The organism is Kitasatospora sp. NPDC043950 (genome assembly GCF_056435345.1).
The window spans coordinates 109,269-132,585 of sequence record NZ_JBWKER010000013.1; the positions used below are offsets into that span (position 1 = coordinate 109,269).

Below are 23,317 nucleotides of genomic sequence, written 5' to 3' on the forward strand. Positions count from 1 at the left end.
CGTGTCCCGAGGATTCAGGCGACGTTACGGGGTCGAGCGTACGGCAAGCCCGACCCCCTGCGCCGCCCCGGTCGGCCGCGTCAGCGGCGTTCCTGCTTGGCCTTGCACTGCACGCAGAGCGTGGCCCGGGGGAAGGCCTGCATCCGGGCCTTCCCGATGGCCTGCCCGCAGGACTCGCAGGTGCCGAAGCCGACGCCCTCCAGCCTGGTCAGGGCCCGCTCGGTCTGGGCGAGGCTGTCCCGGGCGTTGTTGGCGAGCGCGAGCTCGCTCTCCCGCGAGATGTTCTTCGTACCGGCGTCCACCTGGTCGTCACCGGCTCCGTCGTTGGAGTCACGCATCAGGCCGGAGATGGCCGCCTCGGCGGCGTCGATCTCATTCTGCAGCCGCTCCAGCTCGCTGATGAGCTCGGTGTGCAGCTCGTGGACCTCGTCGGTGGTCCACGGGTCCTCGCCGGGCCGGACCGGCAGCGTGGCCGGGTCCACCGACTCGGCGCCGCGCGGCACGGTGACGGTGTCGGTGCTGCTCTTCTGCCGTGCGGTAGTGGTCACGGTCCCCTCCCCTGGATCGGCCGCCACGGCCTTGCGTGCCCGCTTGGTGGCGGTACCCGCGCCGGTTGCCTTCTCAGCCATGGCTTCGACCCCATCTACGAACGAATCGAGCCGCCGGTTCCCGGCGGCCTCCAGTGCCGGAACGATAATCCCGATCAAAACCGGTCACAACATGACATTCCGACGCCCCATGATGACCCCACCCAGGCAGCCGCCCCAGCCGCCACGCCCCGCGCGCTGACCAGACTTGTGCCCAGATCACCCCCGCCTAACCACCACCGCCGCCGGCCCCGGAGCGCCCCGGTCGTCCACCGCGGGGAAAAACGATTTGGACAAACCGACTCGCCCGGCCGATACACTGGCCCTGCAAGGCGCAGATGGGACGAGTACCGACGTACGCAGCCACCAGCGACCCGGGGACGGTGCGAGCCCGGGGGTGTGCACGGCGGGAAGATCACCCCGGAGCCGCCGGAAGAACGGCCGCCCGCCACCGCGCGGGCCGGCCCACTAGACCCGGCAGCAAGCCCAAACAAGAGGGCCGCAGCAGCACCGCGGCCAAGGAGGGTGGTACCGCGGGGCGGCTCGCCGTCTCGTCCCTCCGTCGGATCCCGTTCACATCCGCCGGAGGTATGACGCCCGCGATGAGCACCTACAACTCCGTCCCCGCACAGGTGGACCTGCCCGCCCTCGAACACCAGATCCTGTCGTTCTGGCAGGACAACAAGATCTTCCAGCGCAGCCTGGAGCAGTCCGAGGGCCGCCCCGAGTGGGTCTTCTACGAGGGCCCGCCGACCGCCAACGGCATGCCCGGCGCCCACCACATCGAGGCCCGCGTCTTCAAGGACGTCTTCCCCCGCTTCCGGACGATGAAGGGCTACCACGTCGCCCGCAAGGCCGGCTGGGACTGCCACGGCCTCCCGGTCGAGCTCGCCGTCGAGAAGGAGCTGGGCTTCTCCGGCAAGCAGGACATCGAGGCGTACGGCATCGCCGAGTTCAACGCCAAGTGCCGCGAGTCGGTGACCCGCCACACCGACGCCTTCACCGAGCTGACCACCCGCATGGGGTACTGGGTCGACCTCGACGAGGCCTACCGGACGATGGACCCGTCGTACGTCCAGTCCGTCTGGTGGTCGCTCAAGCAGATCTTCGACAAGGGCCTGCTGGTCCAGGACCACCGGGTCGCCCCCTGGTGCCCGCGCTGCGGCACCGGCCTGTCCGACCACGAGCTGGCCCAGGGCTACGAGACCGTCGTCGACCCCTCGGTCTTCGTCCGCTTCCCGCTGACCAGCGGCCCGCTGGCCGGCCGGGCCGCGCTGCTGGTCTGGACCACCACCCCGTGGACCCTGGTCTCCAACACCGCCGCCGCCGTCCACCCGGAGGTCACCTACGTGGTGGCCACCGACGGCGAGGAGAAGCTGGTCGTCGCCGAGCCGCTGCTCGCCAAGGCCCTCGGCGAGGGCTGGGAGGCCACCGGCGAGTCCTTCACCGGCGCCGAGATGGAGCGCTGGGCCTACCGCCGCCCGTTCGACCTGGTCGAGATCGAGAACGCGCACTACGTCCTCAACGCCGACTACGTCACCACCGAGGACGGCACCGGCATCGTCCACCAGTCGCCCGCCTTCGGCGCGGACGACCTCGCGACCTGCCGCAGGTACGGCCTGCCGGTGGTCAACCCGGTGCTCGCCGACGGCACCTTCGCCCCCGAGGTCCCGCTGGTCGGCGGCCAGTTCTTCAAGAAGGCCGACGAGGCCCTGGTCGCGGACCTCAAGGAGCGCGGCCTGCTCTTCCGCCACCTCCCGTACGAGCACAGCTACCCGCACTGCTGGCGCTGCCACACCGCGCTGCTCTACTACGCGCAGCCGTCCTGGTACATCCGCACCACCGCGGTCAAGGACGCCCTGATCCGGGAGAACGAGGCCACCAACTGGTACCCGGAGAACGTGAAGCACGGCCGCTTCGGCGACTGGCTGAACAACAACATCGACTGGGCGCTCAGCCGTAACCGCTACTGGGGCACCCCGCTGCCGATCTGGCGCTGCGAGGAGGGCCACCTCACCTGCGTCGGCTCGCTGGCCGAGCTCTCCGAGCTCACCGGCACCGACCAGAGCGAGCTCGACCCGCACCGCCCGTACATCGACGACGTGACCTTCGCCTGCCGCGAGTGCGGCGGCGCCTCGACCCGGGTCCCCGAGGTCATCGACGCCTGGTACGACTCGGGCTCGATGCCCTTCGCCCAGTACGGCTACCCGTACCAGAACAAGGAGCTGTTCGAGAAGCGCTACCCGGCGCAGTTCATCTCCGAGGCGATCGACCAGACCCGTGGCTGGTTCTACACGCTGATGGCGGTCGGCACCCTGGTGTTCGACAAGAACAGCTACGAGAACGTCGTCTGCCTGGGCCACATCCTGGCCGAGGACGGCCGCAAGATGTCCAAGCACCTGGGCAACATCCTGCAGCCGATCCCGCTGATGGACCAGCACGGCGCCGACGCCGTCCGCTGGTTCATGGCCGCCGGCGGTTCGCCCTGGTCGGCCCGCCGGGTCGGCCACGGCACCATCCAGGAGGTGGTCCGCAAGACCCTCCTCACCTACTGGAACACCGTCGCCTTCCAGGCCCTGTACGCCCGCACCGCCGGCTGGTCCCCCTCGGCGGCCGATCCGGCCCCGGCCGACCGCCCGCAGCTGGACCGCTGGGTGCTCTCCGAGCTGAACACCCTGGTCCGCGAGGTCGACGCCGCCTTCGAGGCGTACGACACCCAGCGCGCCGGCAAGCTGCTGTCCGGCTTCGTCGACGACCTGTCCAACTGGTACGTCCGCCGCGGCCGCCGCCGCTTCTGGCAGGGCGACGCGGCCGCGCTCGCCACCCTGCACGAGGCGCTGGAGACGGTCACCCGCCTGATGGCCCCGATGACCCCGTTCATCACCGAGCAGGTCTGGCAGGACCTGGTCGTCCCGGTCGCCGCGGACGCCCCGGCCTCGGTCCACCTGGCCACCTGGCCGCAGGCGGACGAGTCGCTGATCGACACCGACCTCTCCCGGCACATGGCGCTGGTCCGCCGCCTGGTGGAGCTCGGCCGGGCCACCCGCGCCGAGTCCGGCGTGAAGACCCGTCAGCCGCTGTCCCGCGCGCTGATCGCCGCCCAGGGCTGGGACGAGCTGCCCGCCGACCTGCGCGCGCAGATCGCCGAGGAGCTCAACGTCTCCACCCTGGAGTCGCTCGCCGAGGTCGGCGGCTCGCTCGTCGACACCAGCGCCAAGGCCAACTTCCGCGCCCTGGGCAAGCGGTTCGGCAAGGGCGTGCAGGACGTCGCCAAGGCGGTCGCCGCCACCGACGCCGCCCGCCTGGCCGCCGAACTGCGCGCCGACGGCGAGACCTCGGTCGAACTGAACGGCGAGCCGGTCGCCCTCTCCCCGGACGAGGTGATCATCACCGAGACCCCGCGCGAGGGCTGGGCCGTCGCCAATGAGTCCGGCGCCACCGTCGCCCTCGACCTGGCCATCACCCCGGAGCTCAAGCGGCTCGGCGTCGCCCGCGACGCCATCCGCCAGATCCAGGAGGCCCGCAAGAACTCCGGTCTCGACGTCGCCGACCGGATCGTCCTGCGCTGGCGGGCCACCACCGAGGAGACCGCCGAGGCCATCGCCGAGCACGGCCCCCTCGTCGCCGAGGAGGTCCTGGCCACCGACTTCGCCGCCGGCACGGCCGACTGGGACTCCGAGACCTTCGCCGACGAAGCCCTCGGCCTCGCCTTCCAGCTCCGCAAGGCCTGACCGACTCCGAAGCCGCCGTCACCCCGCCCGGGGCGACGGCGGCTTCGCCGTACCCGCGCGCCCCCGAAGCGACGTCACCACCCCGCACGCGCCCATCCCCCGCCCGCGCCCGCACCACAGCAGAGCGCCCCCTGTCCGACCCGTGGGTCGAACAGGGGGCGCTCTCAAAAGGCCGCGCTACAACCTCAGTTGTCGCCGTCCTCGTCGATCAGGAAGCCCCGCATCGGCGCCGGCGCCTGCTGCATCGGCTGCGGAGGCTGCGGGCGGACGGCCGCCATCGGCTGCGTCATCCCGGCCGGCTGCATCTGCGGCGCGCCGGTGTTGCCACCGGACGCCTGGCCGCCGAAGCTCGGCGCCGGCGGGTTGCCACCGAAGGAGCTCTGCCCGCCGAACGACGGCGCGTTGCCGCCGAAGGCCGGCTGGTTGCCACCGAAGGCCGGGGCACCGCTCATCGCACCGGCACCGGCCGGAGCCATCGACGAGGCCGCCGGCGGCAGCGACGCGGTGGCGGGGATCCGCGGCGGGGCGAGCGAGTCGTCGGCCTGCGACTCCAGCTGGCGCAGCTGGGTCTCCAGGTACGACTTGAGGCGCGTCCGGTACTCGCGCTCGAACGCCCGCAGGTCCTCGACCTTGCGCTCCAGCGTGGCGCGCGCGGACTCCAGCGAGCCCATCGCGACGCGGTGCTTCTCCTGCGCGTCCCGCTCCAGGGCGTCGGCCTTGGCACGGGCGTCGCGCTCCAGGCCCTCGGCGCGGCTGCGGGCCTCGCCGACGATCTTGTTGGCCTCGGAACGGGCCTCCGAGATCGCCTGGTCGGCGGTCTGCTGAGCGAGCGCCAGGACGCGGGCGGCACTGTCGCCACCGGGGCCCTGCTGCTGCATGGGGGCACCCATGGGGCCGCCCATCTGCTGCTGCTGCGGGCCGCCCATGGGGCCGCCCATCGGCTGCATCTGCTGCTGCTGGCCCATGCCCTGGCCCATCGGGTTGCCCATCTGCTGCGGGCCACCGGGGCCGCCCATGGGCTGGAGCATCTGACCGCCCATCGGCTGGACCAGCTGCTGCTGGCCGCCCATGGTCTGGTTCATCTGCTGCTGCGGGCCGCCCATCTGCTGGGGGCCGGCGGGGAGCTGCGGGGCGCCGGAGGGCAGGCCGAGCGGCTGGTTGCCCATCTGCTGCTGCTGCGGGCCGCCCATCTGCTGCTGCTGCGGACCACCGGGGCCCATCTGCTGCTGCTGCGGGCCGGGGCCCTGCTGGCCGGGAACCGGCGGGCCGGATATGGCGGCCGGAACGGGGGCGCCCGAACGGGCGTCCTGCGGCGGCTCCTTCCGCATGTTCGCCTGGTTCTGCGCGGCGGCGCGAGTCGCGGCGGCCAGCTTGGCGCGCAGGTCCTCGTTCTCGCGAAGCAGGCGGGTCAGCTCTCCTTCGACCTCGTCGAGGAAGGCATCGACCTCGTCCTCGTCATAGCCTTCGCGCAGGCGGACGGTCGTGAACTGCTTGTTCCGAACGTCCTCGGGGGTCAATGGCATCTCTTCACCTCAACGTGATCGTCGGCACACCGGCATCCTGTCGCATCGCTCACCTACGACTAGGGCCGCACAAGCGAGATCAGGACATACACAATGATCATCAGTACGAAGAAGGACAGGTCGAGCGCCACGCCCCCGAAACGCAACGGCGGAATGAACCGCCGAAGAAGCTTGAGCGGCGGATCCGTGACAGTGTACGTGGCCTCCAGGACCAGGACCATGGCCTTGCCGGGCCGCCACGAACGCGCGAACTGGAAGACCCAGTCCATGACCAGTCGCACGAGCAGGAACACCAGGAAGACGGTCAGGGCGTAGTAGAGCACCGCCCACACGATGTCCATCGCGTTTCCCTCTCCCCGGTTCCGGGCCCTTGGGCCTGCCGCTCGTCACCTGTCGCTAATCCACTGTTGATCAGATCCACACGTAAAGTCGTGGCCGGGTCAGCTCTGGTTGAAGAACCCACCCTCGGCGATCCGAGCCTTGTCCTCCGCCGTGACATCGACGTTAGCAGGCGACAGCAGGAACACCTTCTGTGTCACGCGCTCGATACTGCCGTGCAGACCGAAGACGAGTCCAGCGGCGAAGTCTACGAGTCGCTTCGCGTCGGTGTCGTCCATCTCGGTCAGATTCATGATCACGGGGGTCCCGCCACGGAACTGTTCCCCGATGGTACGGGCCTCGTTGTAGGTCCGCGGGTGCAGCGTGGTGATGCGGTAGGGCTCTCGTTCGTTCACTACCTTGGGCATGATCACCGGGGCGCTCTTCTCCAGGTTGTGGCGGCGTTCGGGTGTGATGGACGACACTGGGGCCATCCTCGGGGTCTCCTGCCGGATCGGCACCGCGGCCGGGACCGGCTGCGGAGTGATCGAGGAGACCGGGGCGGGCGCGGCGGCCGGCCGGGGGATGTCCTCGGTCCGCTGTCCCGTTCGAATCGGCTCGGGGTCCGCGTCGTAGTCGTCGTCAGGGTCGTACCCCTGACCGTCGTACGTCTCGTCCTCCACGAGGCCGAGGTAGACCGCCATCTTGCGCATTGCGCCGGCCATGCTCCTGTCTCCTCCGCTCATAGCCACCTCGCTGGCGCTCGGTGGCGGCTTCGCGAAACGCGCACCTTCCGATGGTCGCTCGCTCTGCTCGCTCCGTGCGGACCGACTCCGTCCCGGCGGCCAGGCCGTGCGGCCCTGCCTGCGGATTCCGCGGTCCACCCACGACGGCCCGTCAGGCCGACGGCCGGTCAGAGTTCGTGGGGTGGGGGCCGCGGAGCTGCGATCCACGGTTCGCTAGCGCTCCGAGGAGCTGCTAGATTCTGTCCTATTTTGTCCTGCAGTCTGATCTACTACCCGGTGACGTTACCTGAGGGGTGACCTCACTCCGAGTACCGCCGTTCCGACGCGCACATGTGTCGCCCCGGCGGCAATCGCCTGCTCAAGGTCACCGCTCATTCCCGCGGAGACCATGGTGGCAGCAGGATGGGTCGTGCGTACTGCGGTTGCGATTTCCGTCAGCCGCTCGAAGGCACGGAGCGGGTCTCCGGCGAGCGGACCGGCCAACGGAGCGACGGTCATCACACCGTCCAGCCGCAGTCCGGGCGTGTCGGCGATCGCGTCCGTGAGTTCCGCGACGTCCTCCGGGGCGACGCCGGCCCGGTGGGCCCCCTCGCCGTGCTCCTTGTCCAGGGCCACCTGCACCAGGCAACCCAGCTCCGGGCGCTCGGACTTGAGCACCGCCGCGGAGAGCGACCCGACCAGCCGCAGCCGGTCCACCGAGTGCACGTGGTTCGCGTACCGGACGACCGAGCGGACCTTGTTGGTCTGCAGCTGTCCGACGAAGTGCCAGTCAAGAGGAAGGTTTCTGCACTGCTCTGCCTTGGGTGCGGCGTCCTGGTCGCGGTTCTCCGCGACATCCGTCACACCCAGTCCGGCCAACAGCGCGGTGTCCTCGGCGGGGTAGGTCTTGGTGACGACGACCAGGGTGACCTCGTCGCGCGGCCGTCCGGCAGCCGCACAGGCGTCGGCGATCCTCCGCTCGACCACGTCGAGGTTGGTCCCCAGCTCCTCGTACCGGGCCCGCTGCCCCTCCGTCAGGGTCTCCAGCCAGCTCTGGTCGGGAAGGCCGCCGCGACTCCCCGGGAACGGTCCGTAGATGTCGTTCGTCATCAATGATCAGAGCCCAACCAGACGTAGCTCGCGAGTCGGCCGGTGCGCTGCTCGCGGCGATAGGAGTAGTGATCCGCGGATTCGAGGGTGCAGACCGGTGACCGCACCAACCCGGTGACCCCGGCGGCGGCCAGCTGGGCCGCGACCCCCTCGGCCACGTCCAGCGCCGGTGTTCCCCAGGAGGTCTCGGCGAACGCGGCGGGCACCACCGCGGCGACCTCCGCCCGCAGGTCGGCCGGCACCTCGTAGCACCGGCCGCAGACCGACGGGCCGGTGGCCGCGGCGATCCGGCCGGGTTCGGCCCCCAGTTCGACCATCGCCCGCAGGACCGCGGGCACCACCCCGGCCGCCAGCCCGGGCCGGCCCGCGTGGGCCGCGCCCACCACACCCGCCACGGGGTCGGCCAGCAGCACCGGAGTGCAGTCGGCGGTCAGGACGGCGAGCGCGAGCGGCCGGTCGGTGACCACCGCGTCCACCGTGGGGGCGTCCCCCGGCGACTGGCGCTGCGTCACCACGGCGACCCGCGCGCCGTGCACCTGGTTCATCCAGACCACGTCGGCCGGGTCGAGCCCGAGCTCCCCGGCGGCGATCGCCCGGTTCTCCCGGACGGTCTCCGGGTCGTCCCCCACCGCCCCGCCGAGGTTGAGCTCCCCGTACGGCGAAGTGCTCACCCCGCCCCACCTGTCGGTGAAGGCGAAGTGAGCACCCGCGCGTACGGCGTGATCGATCACTTAAGGAAATCCGGGACGTCGAGCTCCTCCGCCGGGCTCTCGACGAACGGCTGCCGGACCGGCTGCACCTGCGGCGGCACCGGGGCGGTGGTCACGGTCTCGGTGGCGCGCGGCGCGGCGTGGGTCTCCCCCTCCGAACGCGACGTCACCGAGCCGATGCTCCCGTAGGACGGCCGGGTGGCCGGGCGCTCCGGGGCGGCCGGCGGCGTGGCCGCGGCGGCGGGGGTGGCCTTGACCACCGGGTCGCGGACGATCGCCGGCGGCTGCCCGCCGTCGAAGCCGGCCGCGATGACGGTGACCCGGACCTCGTCGCCGAGCGCGTCGTCGATGACCGCGCCGAAGATGATGTTGGCCTCGGGGTGCGCGGCCTCGCTGACCAGCTGGGCCGACTCGTTGATCTCGAACAGGCCGAGGTCGGAGCCGCCCGAGATGGAGAGCAGCACGCCGCGGGCGCCGTCGATCGAGGCCTCCAGCAGCGGCGAGGAGATCGCCATCACGGCGGCCGCCTTGGCACGGTCCTCGCCGCGGGCCGAACCGATGCCCATGAGCGCCGAACCGGCCTCCGACATGACGGACTTGACGTCGGCGAAGTCGAGGTTGATCAGGCCGGGGGTGGTGATCAGGTCGGTGATGCCCTGGACACCGGAGAGCAGGACCTGGTCGGCCGAGCGGAACGCGTCGAGCACGCTGACCTGGCGGTCCGAGATGGACAGCAGCCGGTCGTTGGGGATCACGATGAGGGTGTCGACCTCTTCGCGCAGGCTCGCAATGCCGTCCTCGGCCTGGTTGGCGCGGCGACGGCCCTCGAAGGTGAAGGGGCGGGTGACCACGCCGATGGTCAGGGCGCCGAGCGAACGGGCGATGTTGGCGACCACGGGCGCGCCGCCCGTGCCCGTGCCACCACCCTCACCCGCGGTGACGAAGACCATGTCGGCCCCCTTGAGGACCTCCTCGATCTCCTCGCGGTGGTCCTCGGCGGCCTTGCGGCCGACCTCGGGGTTGGCGCCGGCGCCGAGGCCCCGGGTGAGTTCACGGCCCACATCGAGCTTGACGTCGGCGTCGCTCATCAGGAGGGCCTGCGCATCGGTGTTGATCGCGATGAACTCGACGCCCTTGAGACCGACCTCGATCATCCGGTTGATGGCGTTGACACCACCGCCGCCGATTCCGACGACCTTGATGACTGCGAGGTAGTTCTGCGGTGCTGCCACGTCGAAGGCCTCTCGCCTCGAATTTCCGGGTCGGCCCGACCCGACGGGGGATCGTACCGACGGATGTCGATGGGTAGGGAGCCTGGTTTCCGACTGAATGTCCGAAATGCCGACCGCCGACCCCAACCCTAAACTTGACCTTTAGGGTTAGTCCTGTGCCTCCGTCACATCACCAGGGGGCACAGTCTGGTGACACAGGACACTAGGTGGCTCCAGGCACGTGTTTCAACGAACACGCCGAGCTTCCCCTTTTCTTTTGAGCCTATGTGATCATCGGCCGGCACATGAAACCGGGGTGACCACCAAGGGTCGGGCCGACACTTCACAGCGTCAACCCCTCCCTCAGGCACAGAACCTACCGGATCATCCCGACACCGCCGGCGCCTCCGGCGCACTCACGTCGAAGTTCGAGCCCTTCTGAGCCATCAACGCGACCAGCGTCCGGGCCTTGCGGTCGGTCTGCTCCGGGCTCCCCCAACGCACCGTCGCACCCCCGCTGAGCTGCAGCTGAATATCGTCGTACGAGTGCACCAGCACCGCTCCGGCCCGCTTCGCCACCTCGGGCGGCAGTCCGGCGGCCACCGACACCGCGCCCTGAACCAGCTGCGAACGGGAGATCACCCCGTCCGCGTCCTTGGCCTGCTGACTGAGCCGCAGTTCCACCACCGGCACCCCCTCCGGCGGGGCCGCCTCGGTGGCGAAGCTCACGCCGGCGGCGTCCACCTGGGTGAACTGACCGTCCTCCCCCTTGACGGCGGCCACCGCCGTGCGCTGGACGACCTTCACCCGCAGGGTGTGCGGCCAGCCCCGCCACACCTCGGCCTTCGCCACCCGGGGGATCGCCTCCACCCGGCGCTGGACGGCGTCCAGGTCCACTCTGGCCAGCGGGCCGTCACCGATCCCGCCGATCGCCTCGCGGACCTGGTCCGCCGTCAGCTTCTCGTCCTTCGGCCCCTGGACCGCGACCTCGCGCACGTCCAGCACCGAGGAGAAGAACACCACCCAGGCCAGCACGCCCAGCACCGCGGCGCCGAGCACGCTCAGCACCACGATGCCCCGCCGGGAGAGCCGGAGCCGAGGAGCGGACTCCTCGGCCTCCAGCTCTTCCTCCAGCGGGTCGGCGAGCCGGCCGTCAGCCACGGCGGCGACCGCCGCGGGAGGCCTGGATCGCCTCGTAGACCATGCCGACCAGCAGGTCGTCGGCGTCCCGGCGGCCGAACTCGGCGGCGGCCCGGCTCATGTCCCACAGCCGCTGCGGGTCGGTGAGCACCGGCAGCACGTTCTGCAGCACCCACTCCGGGGTCAGCTCGGCGTCGTCCACCAGCAGGCCGCCGCCGGCCTTGACCATCGGCTGGGCGTTCAGCCGCTGCTCGCCGTTGCCGATCGGCAGCGGGACGAACGCGGCGGGCAGCCCGACGGCGGCCAGCTCGGCGACGGTCATGGCGCCGGCCCGGCAGAGCATCAGGTCCGCCGCCGCGTAGGCGAGGTCCATCCGGTCGACGTACGGCACCGCGCGGTACGGCGGCATCCCGGGGATGTCCTCGACCTGCGGCAGCTCGTTCTTCGGGCCGACGGCGTGCAGGATCTGCACGCCGTACTGCTGGAGCCGCGGGGCGATCGCGGTGACCACCTCGTTGAGCCGGCGCGCGCCCTGGGAGCCGCCGGAGACCAGCAGGGTGGGCAGCCGCTGGTCGAGGCCGAAGTAGTGCCGGGCCTCCGGCCTGGCGGCGCCCCGGTCCAGGGTGGCGATGGTCCGGCGCAGCGGGATGCCGATGTACCGGGAGTCACGCAGCTTGCTGTCCGGCGTGGAGACCGCGACGAAGTCCGTGTAGCGGGCGCCGATCTTGTTGGCCAGGCCCGGACGGGCGTTCGCCTCGTGCACCACGATCGGCACGCCGGCCCGCTTGGCGGCCAGGTAGGCGGGCATCGCGACGTAGCCGCCGAAGCCGACCACGGCGTCCGCGTTGACCCGCTCGATGATCTCCTGGGCGGCCCGGACGGTGCCGCGCAGCCGGCCGGGGACGGTGATCAGCTCGGGGGTGGGCTTGCGGGGCAGCGGGACGGCCGGAATCAGCTCCAACTGGTAGCCGCGTTCCGGCACCAGCCGGGTCTCCAGTCCGCGCTCGGTTCCCAGGGCGGTGATCCCGATGGACGGGTCGTGCCTGCGGAGGGCGTCCGCGAGGGCCAGCGCCGGCTCGATGTGACCGGCGGTCCCCCCGCCGGCGAGTACGACATGCACCGAAATTCACCGCTCCCTGCGTGCCGGCCCCGGGGCCGGGCGCGCTGTGGTTCGTCGTCGTGGCAGCACCCGGGCCAGTCGTCTCCTGATCCGGGAGTTCTTGCTCCGGGCGGCCAGCGCCGCCTTCGCGCCCGAGGTGCTGCGCGCCAGGCACAGCAGCACACCGATCGCGGACATGGCCGACAGCATGGCGGAACCGCCGTAGGAGAACAGCGGGAGCGGGACGCCCGCGATGGGCAGCAGTCCCAGCGCCGACCCCAGGTTGATCATGGCCTGCGCCATGATCCAGGTGGTGGCGGCTCCCGCGGCGTACCTGACGAAGGGGTCCTTCGTACCGATGGCCACACGGATACCCGCGTAGCCTAGTGCCGCGAAGAGACCGATCACCGACAGCGTCCCCACCAGGCCCAGTTCCTCGCCGGTCGCGGCGAAGATGAAGTCGGTGTGCGCCTCGGGCAGCTGGCCCCATTTCTCCACGCCGGCACCGAGACCGGTGCCGAAGCCTCCGCCGAGCGCGAACGAGTACACGCCGTGCAGCGCCTGGAAGCAGGCCCCGTCCGGGTCGGGCTTGGTGACGCCGATGCAGCCCAGGCGCTCCGCCCGGTGCGGGACGGTGATCACCAGCGCGGTGCAGACGACCACGGCCACCCCGACGGTGGCCACGAACAGCCGCAGCGGCGCGCCGACCATCCAGAGCAGCGCGAACAGCATCGCCACCAGGATCATCGAGGTGCCCATGTCGCCGCCGAGCATGATCAGCGCGAGCAGCAGCAGGGCGCCCGGCACCAGCGGGACGAGCAGGTGCTTCCAGGTGGTGAGGGTGCCGGCCTTCTGCTTGCGGGCGAGCAGGTCGGCGCCCCAGAGCACCAGCGCGAGCTTGGCGAACTCCGAGGGCTGGAACTGGAAGAAGCCGAAGTCCAGCCAGTTCTGGTTGCCGTTGATCCGCACCCCGATGCCGGGTACGGCGACCAGCGCGAGCGCGCCGATCACCCCGAACATCACCGGGTAGACGATCACCCGCAGCACCGCCAGCGGCACGGAGGCGAAGCCGATCAGCAGGACCAGGCCGAGGATGGCCGCGATCAGTTGCTTGAGGAAGTAGTACTGCGCCGAGTGGTGCTGGCCCAGCGCGAGGATCTGCGAGGCCGAGAAGACCATCATCAGGCCGAGCACCACCAGCAGCAGCGTCGTGCCGATGACGAGCAGGTAGGGCGTGAGCGGCCGGTCCAGCCAGTACCGCACCCGGTACCGGAAGGCCCGTACCCGGGCCAGCGGTCCGGCCGACTTGTACTTGGTCGTGGTGGCCGAGATCACGCGCCACGGCTCGGCGGCCTCCCGCTCCGGTGCTCCGGAACCCGCCCTGCCCTGCCCAGCCACTCCCCGCTCACTCTCTCTTCACGGCTCACCCGCCGCCGGGCCGCTCCGGCCCGGTACGGCCCTTCGGCTCACTCCCCGCGGTCCGCCAGCTGCCGGACCGCGGCGGCGAAGAGGTCGCCGCGCTCGCCGTAGTTGGTGAACATGTCCATCGAGGCGCAGGCCGGTGCCAGCAGCACCGTGTCACCCGGCCGGGCGAGCGAGGCGGCCGTCCGGACGACCTCCGCCATCGCCACCGCGCCAGTCTGGCCCTCGGCCGCCTCGATCACCGGGACATCCGGAGCGTGTCGCTCCAGCGCCTCCCGGATCAGCGCGCGGTCCTCTCCGATCAGCACGGCGGCGCGCAGCCGCCCGGCCGCGCCCTGGACCAGGTCGTCGAAGGTCGCGCCCTTGGCCAGGCCGCCGGCGATCCAGACGACCGGCCGGAAGGCGGCCAGCGAGGCGGCGGCGGCGTGGGTGTTGGTGGCCTTGGAGTCGTCGACGTAGGTGACCTCGCCGACCACGCCGACCTCGGCGATCCGGTGGGCGTCCGGGCGGAAGGCCCGCAGGCCCTCCCGGACGGCCTTCGGCTCGACGCCGTACGCCCGGGCCAGCGCCGCCGCGGCGAGCGCGTTGGCGATGTTGTGCGGGGCGGCAGGACGGCGCGCAGCGCCCTCCTCGGAAGGGTGGTGGTGGGCGACGGGTGAGCTGACGTCCTCGACGGTGCCCAGCTCGGCCGCGTTCTTGGCCCGGTCGGCCACGAACGCGCGGTCCACCAGCAGCCCGTCCACCACCCCGAGGTTCGACAGGGCGGGCGCGCCGAGGCCGAAGCCGATCGCCCGGCAGCCCTCCTCGACGTCGGCCTCGCGGACCAGCGCCTCGGTGGCCGGGTCGGCCAGGTTGTACACGCAGGCGACGGTGTTGCCCTGGTAGATCCGGCCCTTGTCGGCGGCGTACGCCTCCATCGAGCCGTGCCAGTCGAGGTGGTCGGGGGCCAGGTTGAGCACGACCGCCGAGTGCGGGCGCAGCGAGGGCGCCCAGTGCAGCTGGTAGCTGGAGAGCTCGACGGCGAGCACGTCGTACGGCTCCTCGGCGAGGACCGCGTCCAGGACCGACACCCCGACGTTGCCGACGGCGGCGGTGCGCTTCCCGGCGGCGGTGAGGATCGAGGCGAGCATCTGGACGGTGGTGGTCTTGCCGTTGGTGCCGGTGACGGCCAGCCAGGGGGCGGGCTCGCCGGTGGCGGGCAGCGGCCGGCGCAGGCGCCAGGCGAGTTCGACGTCGCCCCAGACCTCGATGCCGGCCGCCGCGGCGGCGGCGAACAGCGGGCGGTCGGGCGCCCAGCCGGGCGAGGTGACGACCAGCCGGGTGCCCTCGGGCAGGCTGTCGCCGTCGCCGAGGCGGACGGTGACGCCGAGCGCCTCCAGCTCGGCGGCCCGGGCGGTCAGGCCCGCGCCGCTGCCGCCGTCCACCACGGTGACGTGGGCGCCGAGGCCGTGCAGGACGCGCGCGGCGCTGATGCCGGAGACGCCGAGCCCGGCGACGACGACGGGCAGATTCGCAAAGTCAGGGTTCGTCATCCGGTCCGGTATCCCGCGTAGAAGAGGCCGAGGCCGACGGCCACGCAGAGTCCCTGGATGATCCAGAACCGGACCACGACCAGGACTTCGCTCCAGCCCTTGAGTTCGAAGTGGTGCTGCAGTGGCGCCATCTTGAAGACGCGCTTGCCGGTCATCCGGAACGAGCCGACCTGGATGATCACCGACAGGGTGATGATCATGAAGAGGCCGCCGAGCAGGATCAGCAGCAGCTCGGTGCGCGAGCAGATCGCCAGACCGGCCAGGGCGCCGCCGAGGGCGAGCGAGCCGGTGTCGCCCATGAAGATCTTGGCGGGCGAGGTGTTCCACCAGAGGAAGCCGAAGCAGGAGCCCATCAGGGCGGCGGCGACCACCGCGAGGTCCAGCGGGTCGCGGACGTCGTAGCAGCTGACGGTCGCGGTGACGGAGTAGGCGCAGCTCTGCCCGTACTCCCAGACGCCGATGAAGGTGTAGGCGCCGAAGGCCATCACCGAGGCACCGGTGGCGAGGCCGTCCAGACCGTCCGTCAGGTTCACGCCGTTGGAGGTCGCGGCGATCATGAAGTAGGCGAAGATGACGAACAGCACGGGGCCGATCGACCAGCCGTAGTCCCGGACGAAGGACAGGTGCTGGGACGCCGGGGTGAGCCCGCGGTCGTCCTGGAACTGCAGCGCCAGCACGGCGAAGGCCAGGCCGACGATGGACTGGCCGGCCAGCTTCGCCTTGGCCCGCAGACCGAGCGAGCGGCGCTTGACCACCTTGATGTAGTCGTCCAGGAAGCCGACCAGGCCCAGACCGGTCGTCAGGAAGAGCACCAGCAGGCCGGAGGCCGTCGGGCTCTCGCCCGTTATCGCCTTGGTCCCGAAGTAGGCGATCAGGGTCGCCAGGATGAAGGCGATGCCGCCCATGGTGGGCGTGCCCTTCTTGCTGTGGTGCGCCTTCGGCCCATCGTCGCGGATGTACTGGCCGTAGCCCTGCCGGGCGAGCAGCTTGATCAGGGCGGGGGTACCGACCAGCGACAGGATCAGGCCGATCATGCCGGAGAAGAGGATCTGCTTCATTACGCGGCCACACCGTCCGAGAGGAGGGCCTCGGCCACCTTCTCCAGCCCCACCGAACGGGACGCCTTCACCAGGACCACATCCCCCGGCCGAAGTTGACTGCGCAGCAGCTCGACCGCCGCGTCCGCGTCGGACACCAGCACCGACTCCTCACCCCACGAACCTTCGTTCCTCGCGCCGAGTTCCATGCAGGCCGCCTCGCGTCCACCGACCGCCACCAGCTTGGTGACGTCCAGTCGGACGGCGAGCCGCCCGATGGCGTCGTGCTCGGCCAGGCTCTCCTCGCCGAGCTCCCGCATCTCGCCGAGCACCGCCCAGGTGCGGCGGCGCTCCGGGCCGCGTCCCCCCATCGAGACCAGCGCCCGCAACGCGGCCCGCATCGAGTCGGGGTTCGCGTTGTAGGCGTCGTTGACGACGGTGACACCATCGGCCCGGTCGACGACCTCCATGCGCCAGCGGGACAGCGCACCCGCTTCGCCCAGGGCGGTCGCGGTGTCGTCGACGGACATCCCGAGCTCCACCGCCACCGCAGCGGCGGCGAGGGCGTTCGAGACGTGGTGCTCACCGTACAGGCGCAGCTGCACGGGCGCGGAACCGGCCGGGGTGGTGAGCGTGAAGGATGGCCGTCCGGCGGCGTCCAGCCGAACGTTCGTCGCCCGGACGTGGGCATCCGGGGATTCCCCGAACAGGACCACCTTCGCCCTGGTACGGCCGGCCATCGCGCGCACCAGCCGGTCGTCCGCGTTGAGGATCGCGGCGCCGTCGGCGGGCAGCGCCTCGACGAGTTCGCCCTTGGCCTCGGCGATCGCCTCCTGCGAGCCGAACTCGCCGACGTGCGCGGTGCCGACGTTCAGCACCACTCCGATCCGGGGCGGCGTGATCGAGGTGAGGTACTCGATGTCGCCCTTGTGCCGGGCGCCCATCTCCATGACCAGGTGCCGGGTGCCGGGCTCGACCCGCAGCGCGGTCATCGGGTGGCCGATCTCGTTGTTGAGCGAGCCGGGCGGGTAGACCGTGTCGCCGAGGCGCTGCAGCAGCTGGGCGATCAGGTCCTTGGTGCTGGTCTTGCCGGCCGAGCCGGTCAGCGCGACGACGGCGGTGCCCTCGGCGCGGGCGACCACGGCCCGGGCCAGCTTGCCGAGCGCGTCCACCACACTGTCGACCAGGACGGCGGGCACGCCGACCGGGCGGTCGGCCAGCACCGCGACGGCGCCGGCCCCGACCGCGACGTCCGCGTAGTCGTGGCCGTCCACGCGCTCGCCGACGAAGGCCGCGAACAGGCCGCCGGGGCGCACCTTCCGCGAGTCGACCTCGACCGGGCCGGTCACCAGGGCGCCGGGGTCGGCGCCGTCCAGGGTGCCCCCGACTGCGGCGGCCACCTCGGCGAGGGTCAGTGCGATCACTGCTGCTCTACTCCTCGGTCGCCCCGGGCGGCCGTGGTCTGCGTGATGGATTCGCGCAGCACCTCCCGGTCGTCGAAGGGGCGGATCTCGTCTCGTACGTACTGGCCAAGTTCGTGGCCCTTGCCGGCCACCAGCACGGTGTCCCCGGCGTGGGCGCGGGCGACGGCGATCCGGATCGCCTCGGCCCGGTCGGGGACGACCAGGACGGTCCCGCGCTCGGCCTCGGGCACCGCGGCGGCGCCGGTCAGCATGCTGGCGAGGATCGCCAGCGGGTCTTCGCTGCGCGGGTTGTCGCTGGTCAGCAGGGCGGTGTCGGCGAGCCGGGCGGCGATGGCGCCCATCGGGCCGCGCTTGTGCGGGTCCCGGTCTCCGCCGCAGCCGACGACGACGTGCAGCCGGCCCTTGGTGACCTCGCGCAGCGAGCCGAGGACGGCCTGGAGGGCGTCCGGCTTGTGCGCGTAGTCGACCACGGCGACGAACGCCTGCCCGGCGTCCACCCGCTCCAGCCGGCCCGGCACGCCGGGCACCGCGGCGACGCCGGCCACGGCCCGCTCCAGCGGCAGGCCGGCGGCGACCAGCAGGGTGATCGCGGCGAGCGCGTTGGCCACGTTGAACGGGCCGGGCAGCGGCACGGCCGCGTCGGCCTCGGCGCCGTCCGGGCCGAGCACCCGGAAGGTGGAGCCGACCGGGCCGAGCTGGACGTCCACGGCCCGCCAGTCGGCCTCGACGGCGCCGGTGGCGGAGAAGGTGGTCACCGGGATCTTGGCCTCGGCGGCCAGCCGGCGGCCGTACTCGTCGTCCACGTTGACCACGCCGTGGCGGGACTTGCCGGGCTGGAAGAGCCGGGCCTTCGCCTGGAAGTAGTCCTCCATGTCCGGGTGGAAGTCGAGGTGCTCGGGGGTGAGGTTGTTGAACAGGGAGACGTCGTACGTCACCCCGTCGGTGCGGCCGTAGACCAGCGCGTGGCTGGAGACCTCCATGGTCACCGCGTCCGCGCCGCGCTCGGCCATCACGCCGAGGATCGCGTGCAGGTCGGTGGCCTCGGGGGTGGTGCGCTCGCTCTTGATCCGCTCGTCGCCGACCCGCATCTCGACGGTGCCGATCACCCCGGGGGCGCGCCCGGCGCCGAGCAGGCCGCCCTCGACCAGGTAGGACGTGGTGGTCTTGCCGTTGGTGCCGGTCAGCCCGATCATCAGCAGCCGCTCGGAGGGGCGGCCGTAGACGGCTGCCGCGAGCTCGCCCATCCGGGCCCGCGGCCGGTCGACGACCAGCAGCGGCAGGCCGGTGCCGGCCGCCAGCTCGGCGCCGGCCGGGTCGGTGAGCAGCGCCGCCGCGCCCGCCGCCGCGGCCTGGGCCGCGAAGGCCGCGCCGTGGTGGTTGGCGCCGGGGAAGGCCACGTACACGTCGCCGGGGCGCACCGCCCGGGAGTCGTGGGTGACGCCGCTGACGAGGCCCCCCTCGACGGGATCGAGGCCCAGCTGGCGGGCCAGTTCGGCGAGCGGCAGGGCGGCGGTCCCGGCCGGGCGGGGCGGACTCACGGTGATTTGATCGGGTTTCGGCACGGCGGGAAGGCTATCCGCCGAAGGGTGTCCAGGGCCAAACCGGCCCTTCGCCGCGCCGCCGTCCGGCCCGACCCGCTCGTTGCTCATACTCGCTCACGGCTTCCACTCGACGGGCAGGTTGGGCGCCTGGCTGCCGCTGGGCGGGACCTGCATGGTCTTCAGGGTGAACTCCATCACCTGCTTGAACACCGGTCCGCACAGCTGGCCGCCGAAGTGGCCGTTGACCGGCCCCTGGAGGGTGCAGGAGACGGTGTACCGGGGGGCGTCGGCGGGGGCGAAGCCGATGAAGGAGGCGGTGTAGCCGTCGTAGCCCTTGCCGTTGGCGGCCCCCCGGTTGGCGGTGCCGGTCTTGCCGGCGACCCGGTAGCCGGGGATGGCGGCCTTGCCGCCGGTGCCCTGCTCGTCGTCGACGACCGACTCCAGCATCGAGGTGAGGGTCTTGGCGGTCTGTTCGCTGACCACCTGGGTCTGCTCGCCCGGCGGGGTCGCGGTGTACTTGCCGTCCGGGCTGGTGGTGCCCTGGACGATGCTGGGCGCGACCCGGACGCCGCCGTTGGCGATGGTCGAGTACACCGAGGTGGCCTGCAGCGCGTTCATCTGCAGCGGGCCCTGGCCGAAGGCGATGTTGTACTTCTCCGAGGCGACCAGGTCCCCCGGCTTCTTGAGCATCCCAGGGGTCTCGCCGGGGAAGTTCAGACCGGTCGGCTGGCCCACGCCGAACTTGCGCATGTAGCCGTCCAGCGTCTTGTTGACCTCCGACTGGTCGGCGCCGAGGGTCTCGACCGCCTCGATGGTGCCGATGTTGGAGGACTTGGCCAGCACCCCGGCCAGGGTCAGGTACCAGTCGCCGTGCTCAACGTCGTCCTTGAACTGCTGGCCGGCCCGGACCAGCCGGTTGGGCACGGTGACCTTGGTGTCCCAGTTGGCCTTGCCGGTGTCCAGGACGGCGGCCAGGCTCATCAGCTTGGCGGTGCTGCCCGGCTCGTACGCGTCGACCAGCGCGGCGTTGCCCATCTGGGACTGCTTGGCGGTGCTCAGGTCGTTCGGGTTGAAGCCGGGCGCGGTGGCCATCGCCAGGACCTGACCGGTCTTCACGTCCTGGACGACGACGTAGCCCTTCTCCGCCCCGGAGTTGGCGACCTGGTCGGTGAGCGCCCGCTGGGCGGCCCACTGGATGTCCCGGTTGATGGTCAGCTTCACGTCGGTGCCGGGCACGGCCGGGTCCATCGAGCCCCCGGCGGTGGGCACCAGCCGGCCGCCCGCCTGGGCGTAGCTGCTGTGCCCGTCCTTGCCTGCCAGTTGCTTCTGGTACTGGAGCTCCAGGCCGCCGGCGCCCTCGCCCTCACCGTTGACGAAGCCGACCAGGTTGGCGGCCAGGCCGTCGGCGGGGTAGATCCGCTTCTGGGTCTCCCGGTTGAACACCCCGGCCAGCGGGTTGGCGCACTCGTTGTCGACCCGGGTGCGTCCGCCCTGGTCGGCGGCCTTGGTCAGCAGCCGCTTCTGGGCCTGGCAGGTCCGCGAGCCGGCCTGCTTCTCCAGGCCCGCCTTGAGGTCGCTGATCTGGCTCTTGGTGGCCGGGGTCTGCTGGGCGGCGAGCCGCTTATAGCGGGTCTTGGGGGTGTGCAGGTCGGCGGCGATCTTGTCCTTGGGCACGCCGAGGATCGGCGCCAGCAGGGCGGCCGCCTGCTCCGGGGCGTCCGGGATGCCGGTCGCCGCCGGGGTGAACATCGCCGGGTCTGCGGTGATGTCGTACGCGTCGACGGTGGCGGCCAGCGCCACCCCGTCGGAGGACGTTATCGAGCCGCGCTCGGCGGTGATCGGGATGTTCAGGTAGCGGTTGGTGTTGGCGTCGGCGGCCAGCGCGTCGGAGTCCAGCAGCTGGAGCTGTACCAGGCGGCCGGCGAACACCGAGAACACCAGCGACATCACCACGGTGATCACCCGCAGGCGGCGCTTGGGCTCGGCCAGCCGGAGCGCCTTGGGGCGCAGCGGGCGGCGCGGCCGGACGGCGGCCTGGCTCCGGGCCGGCGGGCGGCCCTCGGGGCGGCGCTGCTGCGGTGCCCGGGGTGTACGGGCGGCGGCGGCCTTGGCGGGCTGGCCCTTGGCCGGCTGCCCCTTCGCGGACTGTCCCTTGACGGGTTGTCCCTTCGCGGGCTGGGCCTTGCCGGCGGACTGGCCGCGCGGCGCGGCCGCGCGGGGCGCGGCGCCCTTGGGCGGCTGGCGGCGGCCGTTGCCGGAGCCTCCGGACGGCTGACGTGGCGTGCTCATCGGCCCGCACCTCCGGTCGACGGCGCGGCCGGGGAGGCCGGGTTGATCTGGACCACGGAGTCACCGGCCGTCGCCGCCGGGCTCGGCGCGCCCGGGGGGGCGCTCGCCGGGGGCGCACCCGCCGGGGCGCTCGGCGCCGGCTGCTTCATCGGCCACGGGTCGACCGTCGAGCGCTTGACCGGCGGGCTGTCCTGCGCCGGTCCGGGCGTGCCGATCACCTTGCCGCCGTTCGGGACGTCCAGGAAGGCCATCCCGCCGGCCGGGACCATGCCCAGCTCGGCGGCCCGCCGCGCCAACGCGTCCGGCGCCGAGCTCTGGTCGATCTGGTGCTGGAGGCCCTGCTTCTCGTCGGTCGCCACGGTGGTCTGCTTCTGCAGCCTGGACAGTTCGAAGGAGCCCTCGTTGAGCGCCGTGTTCAGCGCCAGCAGCCCGAGCAGCCCCGCCGCGAGCAGCACCACCACGAGCACCGCGAACGGCGTGCGGCCCCGCACCGGACGCCGCCCCGGCCGGACCGTGATCCGCGCCCTGCCCTGTCCGGGGAACGATCCCCGCCCCGCCCGGACCCCACCGGCCACCGGCCCCACTGCTCTCCTCCGCCCTTCGGACCCCGCCGGGGCCAACGTTTCAGCCCCGCTTGCTACGGTCCCTGATCCTCTCCGCCACCCGCAGCCGTACGGGCGCGGCGCGCCGGTTCTCCTCGATCTCCTCCTCCGTGGCCAGCTCGGCACCACGGGTGATCAGCTTGAGCCAGGGCTGGTGCTCCTCCGGGATGAACGGCAGCCCCGGCGGCGCGGTGTTGGTCGACCCGGCGGCGAAGTACTGCTTCACCAGCCGGTCTTCCAGCGACTGGTAGGACATCACGACCATCCGACCGCCGATCGCCAGGGCCTCCAGCGCACCGGGAATCGCCCGGTCCAGGACCTCCAGCTCGCCGTTGACCTCGATCCGCAGCGCCTGGAACGTCCGCTTGGCCGGGTTCCCGCCGGTCCGGCGGGTCGCCGCCGGAATGGCGTTCCGCACCAACTCGACCAGACGCGCGCTGTTGGTGAACGGTTCCTTCTCCCGCTCCCGGAGGATCACCGAGGCGATCTTCCCGGCGAACCGCTCCTCGCCGTAGACCTTGAGGATCCGGGCCAGGGCACCGTGGCTGTAGGTGTTCAACACCTCCGCCGCGCTGATCCCCCGGGTCTGGTCCATCCGCATGTCCAGCGGCGCGTCCTGCGCGTACGCGAAACCGCGATCGGCCTCGTCCAGCTGCATCGAGGAGACGCCGAGGTCGAACAGGACGCCGTCCACCCGGTCGATGTCCAGGCGCTCCAGCACCTCGGGGATCTCGTCGTAGACGGCGTGCACCAGGGTGGCCCGGTCTCCGAAGGGCGCCAGCCGCTCGCCGGAGAGCTTCAGCGCCTGCGGGTCGCGGTCCACCGCGACCAGCCGCACCTCGGGGAACTGGGTGAGCAGCGCCTCGCTGTGCCCGCCGAGGCCGAGGGTGGCGTCCACCACCACCGCCCCGGGGCGCGAGATCGCCGGAGCCAGGGCGTCCATGCACCGCTGCAGCATGACCGGAACGTGCTTGGGGCCCGGATCGTTGGTGGTCATGCGCGGTGGCGCCCTTCCTCAGGTGCGGAGCAGCCCGACGACCGGGAGCTCCGACCATTCTCGCCCACCACTGCACGACGCGACGACGCGGCCCGTGGTCCCCGCCCGCTCCAGGGGGAAGATCGTGACCGCCCGGCGCCGGGGAAGGTGCGCCAGGTGGGCACGGAGCGGGTGGAGGCCACGGGCCGCATCAACCGGGCCACCCAGGCCGGAAAAGCCCGGTTGACGGGATCCGGCGGGTGTGCTCCACTGCGCCGCAAACTCTATCGCGCGGGCCCCGCCAGTCAATGGTCCGCTCCGGCGCACCACCCGGGCGGCG

General features: G+C 71.9%; 18 protein-coding genes. 1 reads left to right on the forward strand and 17 read right to left on the reverse strand.

Annotation, left to right across the window (positions count from 1 at the left end):
• Positions 1-80 precede the first annotated feature (80 nt).
• A complete protein-coding gene (locus AC07BF_RS11940) occupies positions 81-548 on the reverse strand; it encodes a TraR/DksA family transcriptional regulator (RefSeq protein WP_244293330.1) in 468 nt (155 codons plus the stop codon).
• Positions 549-1,189: 641 nt separating this feature from the next.
• Here AC07BF_RS11940 and ileS point away from each other — a divergent pair.
• The gene (gene ileS / locus AC07BF_RS11945; protein ID WP_363582914.1) at positions 1,190-4,318 is read left to right on the forward strand and encodes an isoleucine--tRNA ligase; all 3,129 of its coding nucleotides are present in this window, start codon (positions 1,190-1,192) and stop codon (positions 4,316-4,318) included.
• Positions 4,319-4,503: 185 nt separating this feature from the next.
• On the opposite strand, the gene AC07BF_RS11950 is transcribed toward ileS, so the two are convergent.
• From AC07BF_RS11950 to rsmH, 16 genes are all read right to left on the reverse strand, one after another.
• On the reverse strand, positions 4,504-5,841 hold the full coding sequence (locus AC07BF_RS11950; RefSeq protein WP_400805663.1) for a DivIVA domain-containing protein: 1,338 nt from the start codon (positions 5,839-5,841) through the stop codon (positions 4,504-4,506).
• A 59-nt stretch (positions 5,842-5,900) separates the two neighbouring features.
• Positions 5,901-6,182, reverse strand: a complete 282-nt coding sequence (locus AC07BF_RS11955; RefSeq protein WP_063347232.1) for a YggT family protein — start codon at positions 6,180-6,182, stop codon at positions 5,901-5,903.
• A 99-nt stretch (positions 6,183-6,281) separates the two neighbouring features.
• Positions 6,282-6,884 (reverse strand): cell division protein SepF, encoded by a 603-nt coding sequence (locus AC07BF_RS11960; RefSeq protein WP_031071810.1) that lies wholly within the window; start codon positions 6,882-6,884, stop codon positions 6,282-6,284.
• A gap of 303 nt (positions 6,885-7,187) precedes the next feature.
• On the reverse strand, positions 7,188-7,994 hold the full coding sequence (locus AC07BF_RS11965) for a YggS family pyridoxal phosphate-dependent enzyme (RefSeq protein ID WP_079135532.1): 807 nt from the start codon (positions 7,992-7,994) through the stop codon (positions 7,188-7,190).
• Entirely contained in the window at positions 7,994-8,725 is a 732-nt protein-coding gene (gene pgeF, locus AC07BF_RS11970; RefSeq protein ID WP_478333310.1) for a peptidoglycan editing factor PgeF, read from the reverse strand. Before pgeF ends, AC07BF_RS11965 begins: the two co-directional genes overlap by 1 nt.
• A complete protein-coding gene (gene ftsZ, locus AC07BF_RS11975; RefSeq protein WP_371516657.1) occupies positions 8,722-9,936 on the reverse strand; it encodes a cell division protein FtsZ in 1,215 nt (404 codons plus the stop codon). The genes pgeF and ftsZ overlap by 4 nt, the downstream gene beginning before the upstream one ends.
• A 363-nt stretch (positions 9,937-10,299) precedes the next feature.
• Positions 10,300-11,076 (reverse strand): cell division protein FtsQ/DivIB, encoded by a 777-nt coding sequence (locus tag AC07BF_RS11980; protein ID WP_363582922.1) that lies wholly within the window; start codon positions 11,074-11,076, stop codon positions 10,300-10,302.
• Positions 11,069-12,175, reverse strand: coding sequence for an undecaprenyldiphospho-muramoylpentapeptide beta-N-acetylglucosaminyltransferase (murG, locus tag AC07BF_RS11985; protein ID WP_063347235.1), 1,107 nt, complete (start codon positions 12,173-12,175; stop codon positions 11,069-11,071). Before murG ends, AC07BF_RS11980 begins: the two co-directional genes overlap by 8 nt.
• A gap of 6 nt (positions 12,176-12,181) precedes the next feature.
• Entirely contained in the window at positions 12,182-13,489 is a 1,308-nt protein-coding gene (gene ftsW / locus AC07BF_RS11990) for a putative lipid II flippase FtsW (RefSeq protein ID WP_371516659.1), read from the reverse strand.
• Between the two features lie 131 nt (positions 13,490-13,620).
• Positions 13,621-15,108, reverse strand: coding sequence for a UDP-N-acetylmuramoyl-L-alanine--D-glutamate ligase (murD, locus tag AC07BF_RS11995; RefSeq protein ID WP_478333311.1), 1,488 nt, complete (start codon positions 15,106-15,108; stop codon positions 13,621-13,623).
• Positions 15,105-16,166 carry a phospho-N-acetylmuramoyl-pentapeptide-transferase gene (mraY, locus tag AC07BF_RS12000; protein ID WP_350884360.1) on the reverse strand — a complete coding sequence of 354 codons (1,062 nt, stop codon included), beginning with the start codon at positions 16,164-16,166 and terminating at the stop codon, positions 15,105-15,107. Before mraY ends, murD begins: the two co-directional genes overlap by 4 nt.
• Entirely contained in the window at positions 16,166-17,569 is a 1,404-nt protein-coding gene (locus AC07BF_RS12005; protein ID WP_363582926.1) for a UDP-N-acetylmuramoyl-tripeptide--D-alanyl-D-alanine ligase, read from the reverse strand. The genes mraY and AC07BF_RS12005 overlap by 1 nt, the downstream gene beginning before the upstream one ends.
• Positions 17,566-19,218, reverse strand: coding sequence for a UDP-N-acetylmuramoyl-L-alanyl-D-glutamate--2,6-diaminopimelate ligase (locus AC07BF_RS12010; RefSeq protein WP_079135533.1), 1,653 nt, complete (start codon positions 19,216-19,218; stop codon positions 17,566-17,568). The genes AC07BF_RS12005 and AC07BF_RS12010 overlap by 4 nt, the downstream gene beginning before the upstream one ends.
• Before the next feature lie 6 nt (positions 19,219-19,224).
• Complete coding sequence (locus tag AC07BF_RS12015) at positions 19,225-21,399, reverse strand: peptidoglycan D,D-transpeptidase FtsI family protein (RefSeq protein ID WP_363582928.1); 2,175 nt, start codon at positions 21,397-21,399, stop codon at positions 19,225-19,227.
• Positions 21,396-21,890, reverse strand: coding sequence for a cell division protein FtsL (gene ftsL, locus AC07BF_RS12020; RefSeq protein ID WP_363582930.1), 495 nt, complete (start codon positions 21,888-21,890; stop codon positions 21,396-21,398). Before ftsL ends, AC07BF_RS12015 begins: the two co-directional genes overlap by 4 nt.
• A gap of 133 nt (positions 21,891-22,023) precedes the next feature.
• Positions 22,024-22,998, reverse strand: coding sequence for a 16S rRNA (cytosine(1402)-N(4))-methyltransferase RsmH (rsmH, locus tag AC07BF_RS12025; RefSeq protein WP_363582932.1), 975 nt, complete (start codon positions 22,996-22,998; stop codon positions 22,024-22,026).
• Positions 22,999-23,317 lie beyond the last annotated feature (319 nt).

Coding starts and splice junctions, on each gene's coding strand:
- ileS (WP_363582914.1), top strand. CDS start 1,190: ATGAGCACCTACAACTCCGTCCCCGCACAGGTGGACCTGCCCGCCCTC.
- AC07BF_RS11950 (WP_400805663.1), bottom strand. CDS start 5,841: ATGCCATTGACCCCCGAGGACGTTCGGAACAAGCAGTTCACGACCGTC.
- AC07BF_RS11955 (WP_063347232.1), bottom strand. CDS start 6,182: ATGGACATCGTGTGGGCGGTGCTCTACTACGCCCTGACCGTCTTCCTG.
- AC07BF_RS11960 (WP_031071810.1), bottom strand. CDS start 6,884: ATGGCCGGCGCAATGCGCAAGATGGCGGTCTACCTCGGCCTCGTGGAG.
- AC07BF_RS11965 (WP_079135532.1), bottom strand. CDS start 7,994: ATGACGAACGACATCTACGGACCGTTCCCGGGGAGTCGCGGCGGCCTT.
- murD (WP_478333311.1), bottom strand. CDS start 15,108: ATGACGAACCCTGACTTTGCGAATCTGCCCGTCGTCGTCGCCGGGCTC.
- mraY (WP_350884360.1), bottom strand. CDS start 16,166: ATGAAGCAGATCCTCTTCTCCGGCATGATCGGCCTGATCCTGTCGCTG.
- AC07BF_RS12010 (WP_079135533.1), bottom strand. CDS start 19,218: ATGAGCAACGAGCGGGTCGGGCCGGACGGCGGCGCGGCGAAGGGCCGG.
- AC07BF_RS12015 (WP_363582928.1), bottom strand. CDS start 21,399: ATGAGCACGCCACGTCAGCCGTCCGGAGGCTCCGGCAACGGCCGCCGC.
- rsmH (WP_363582932.1), bottom strand. CDS start 22,998: ATGACCACCAACGATCCGGGCCCCAAGCACGTTCCGGTCATGCTGCAG.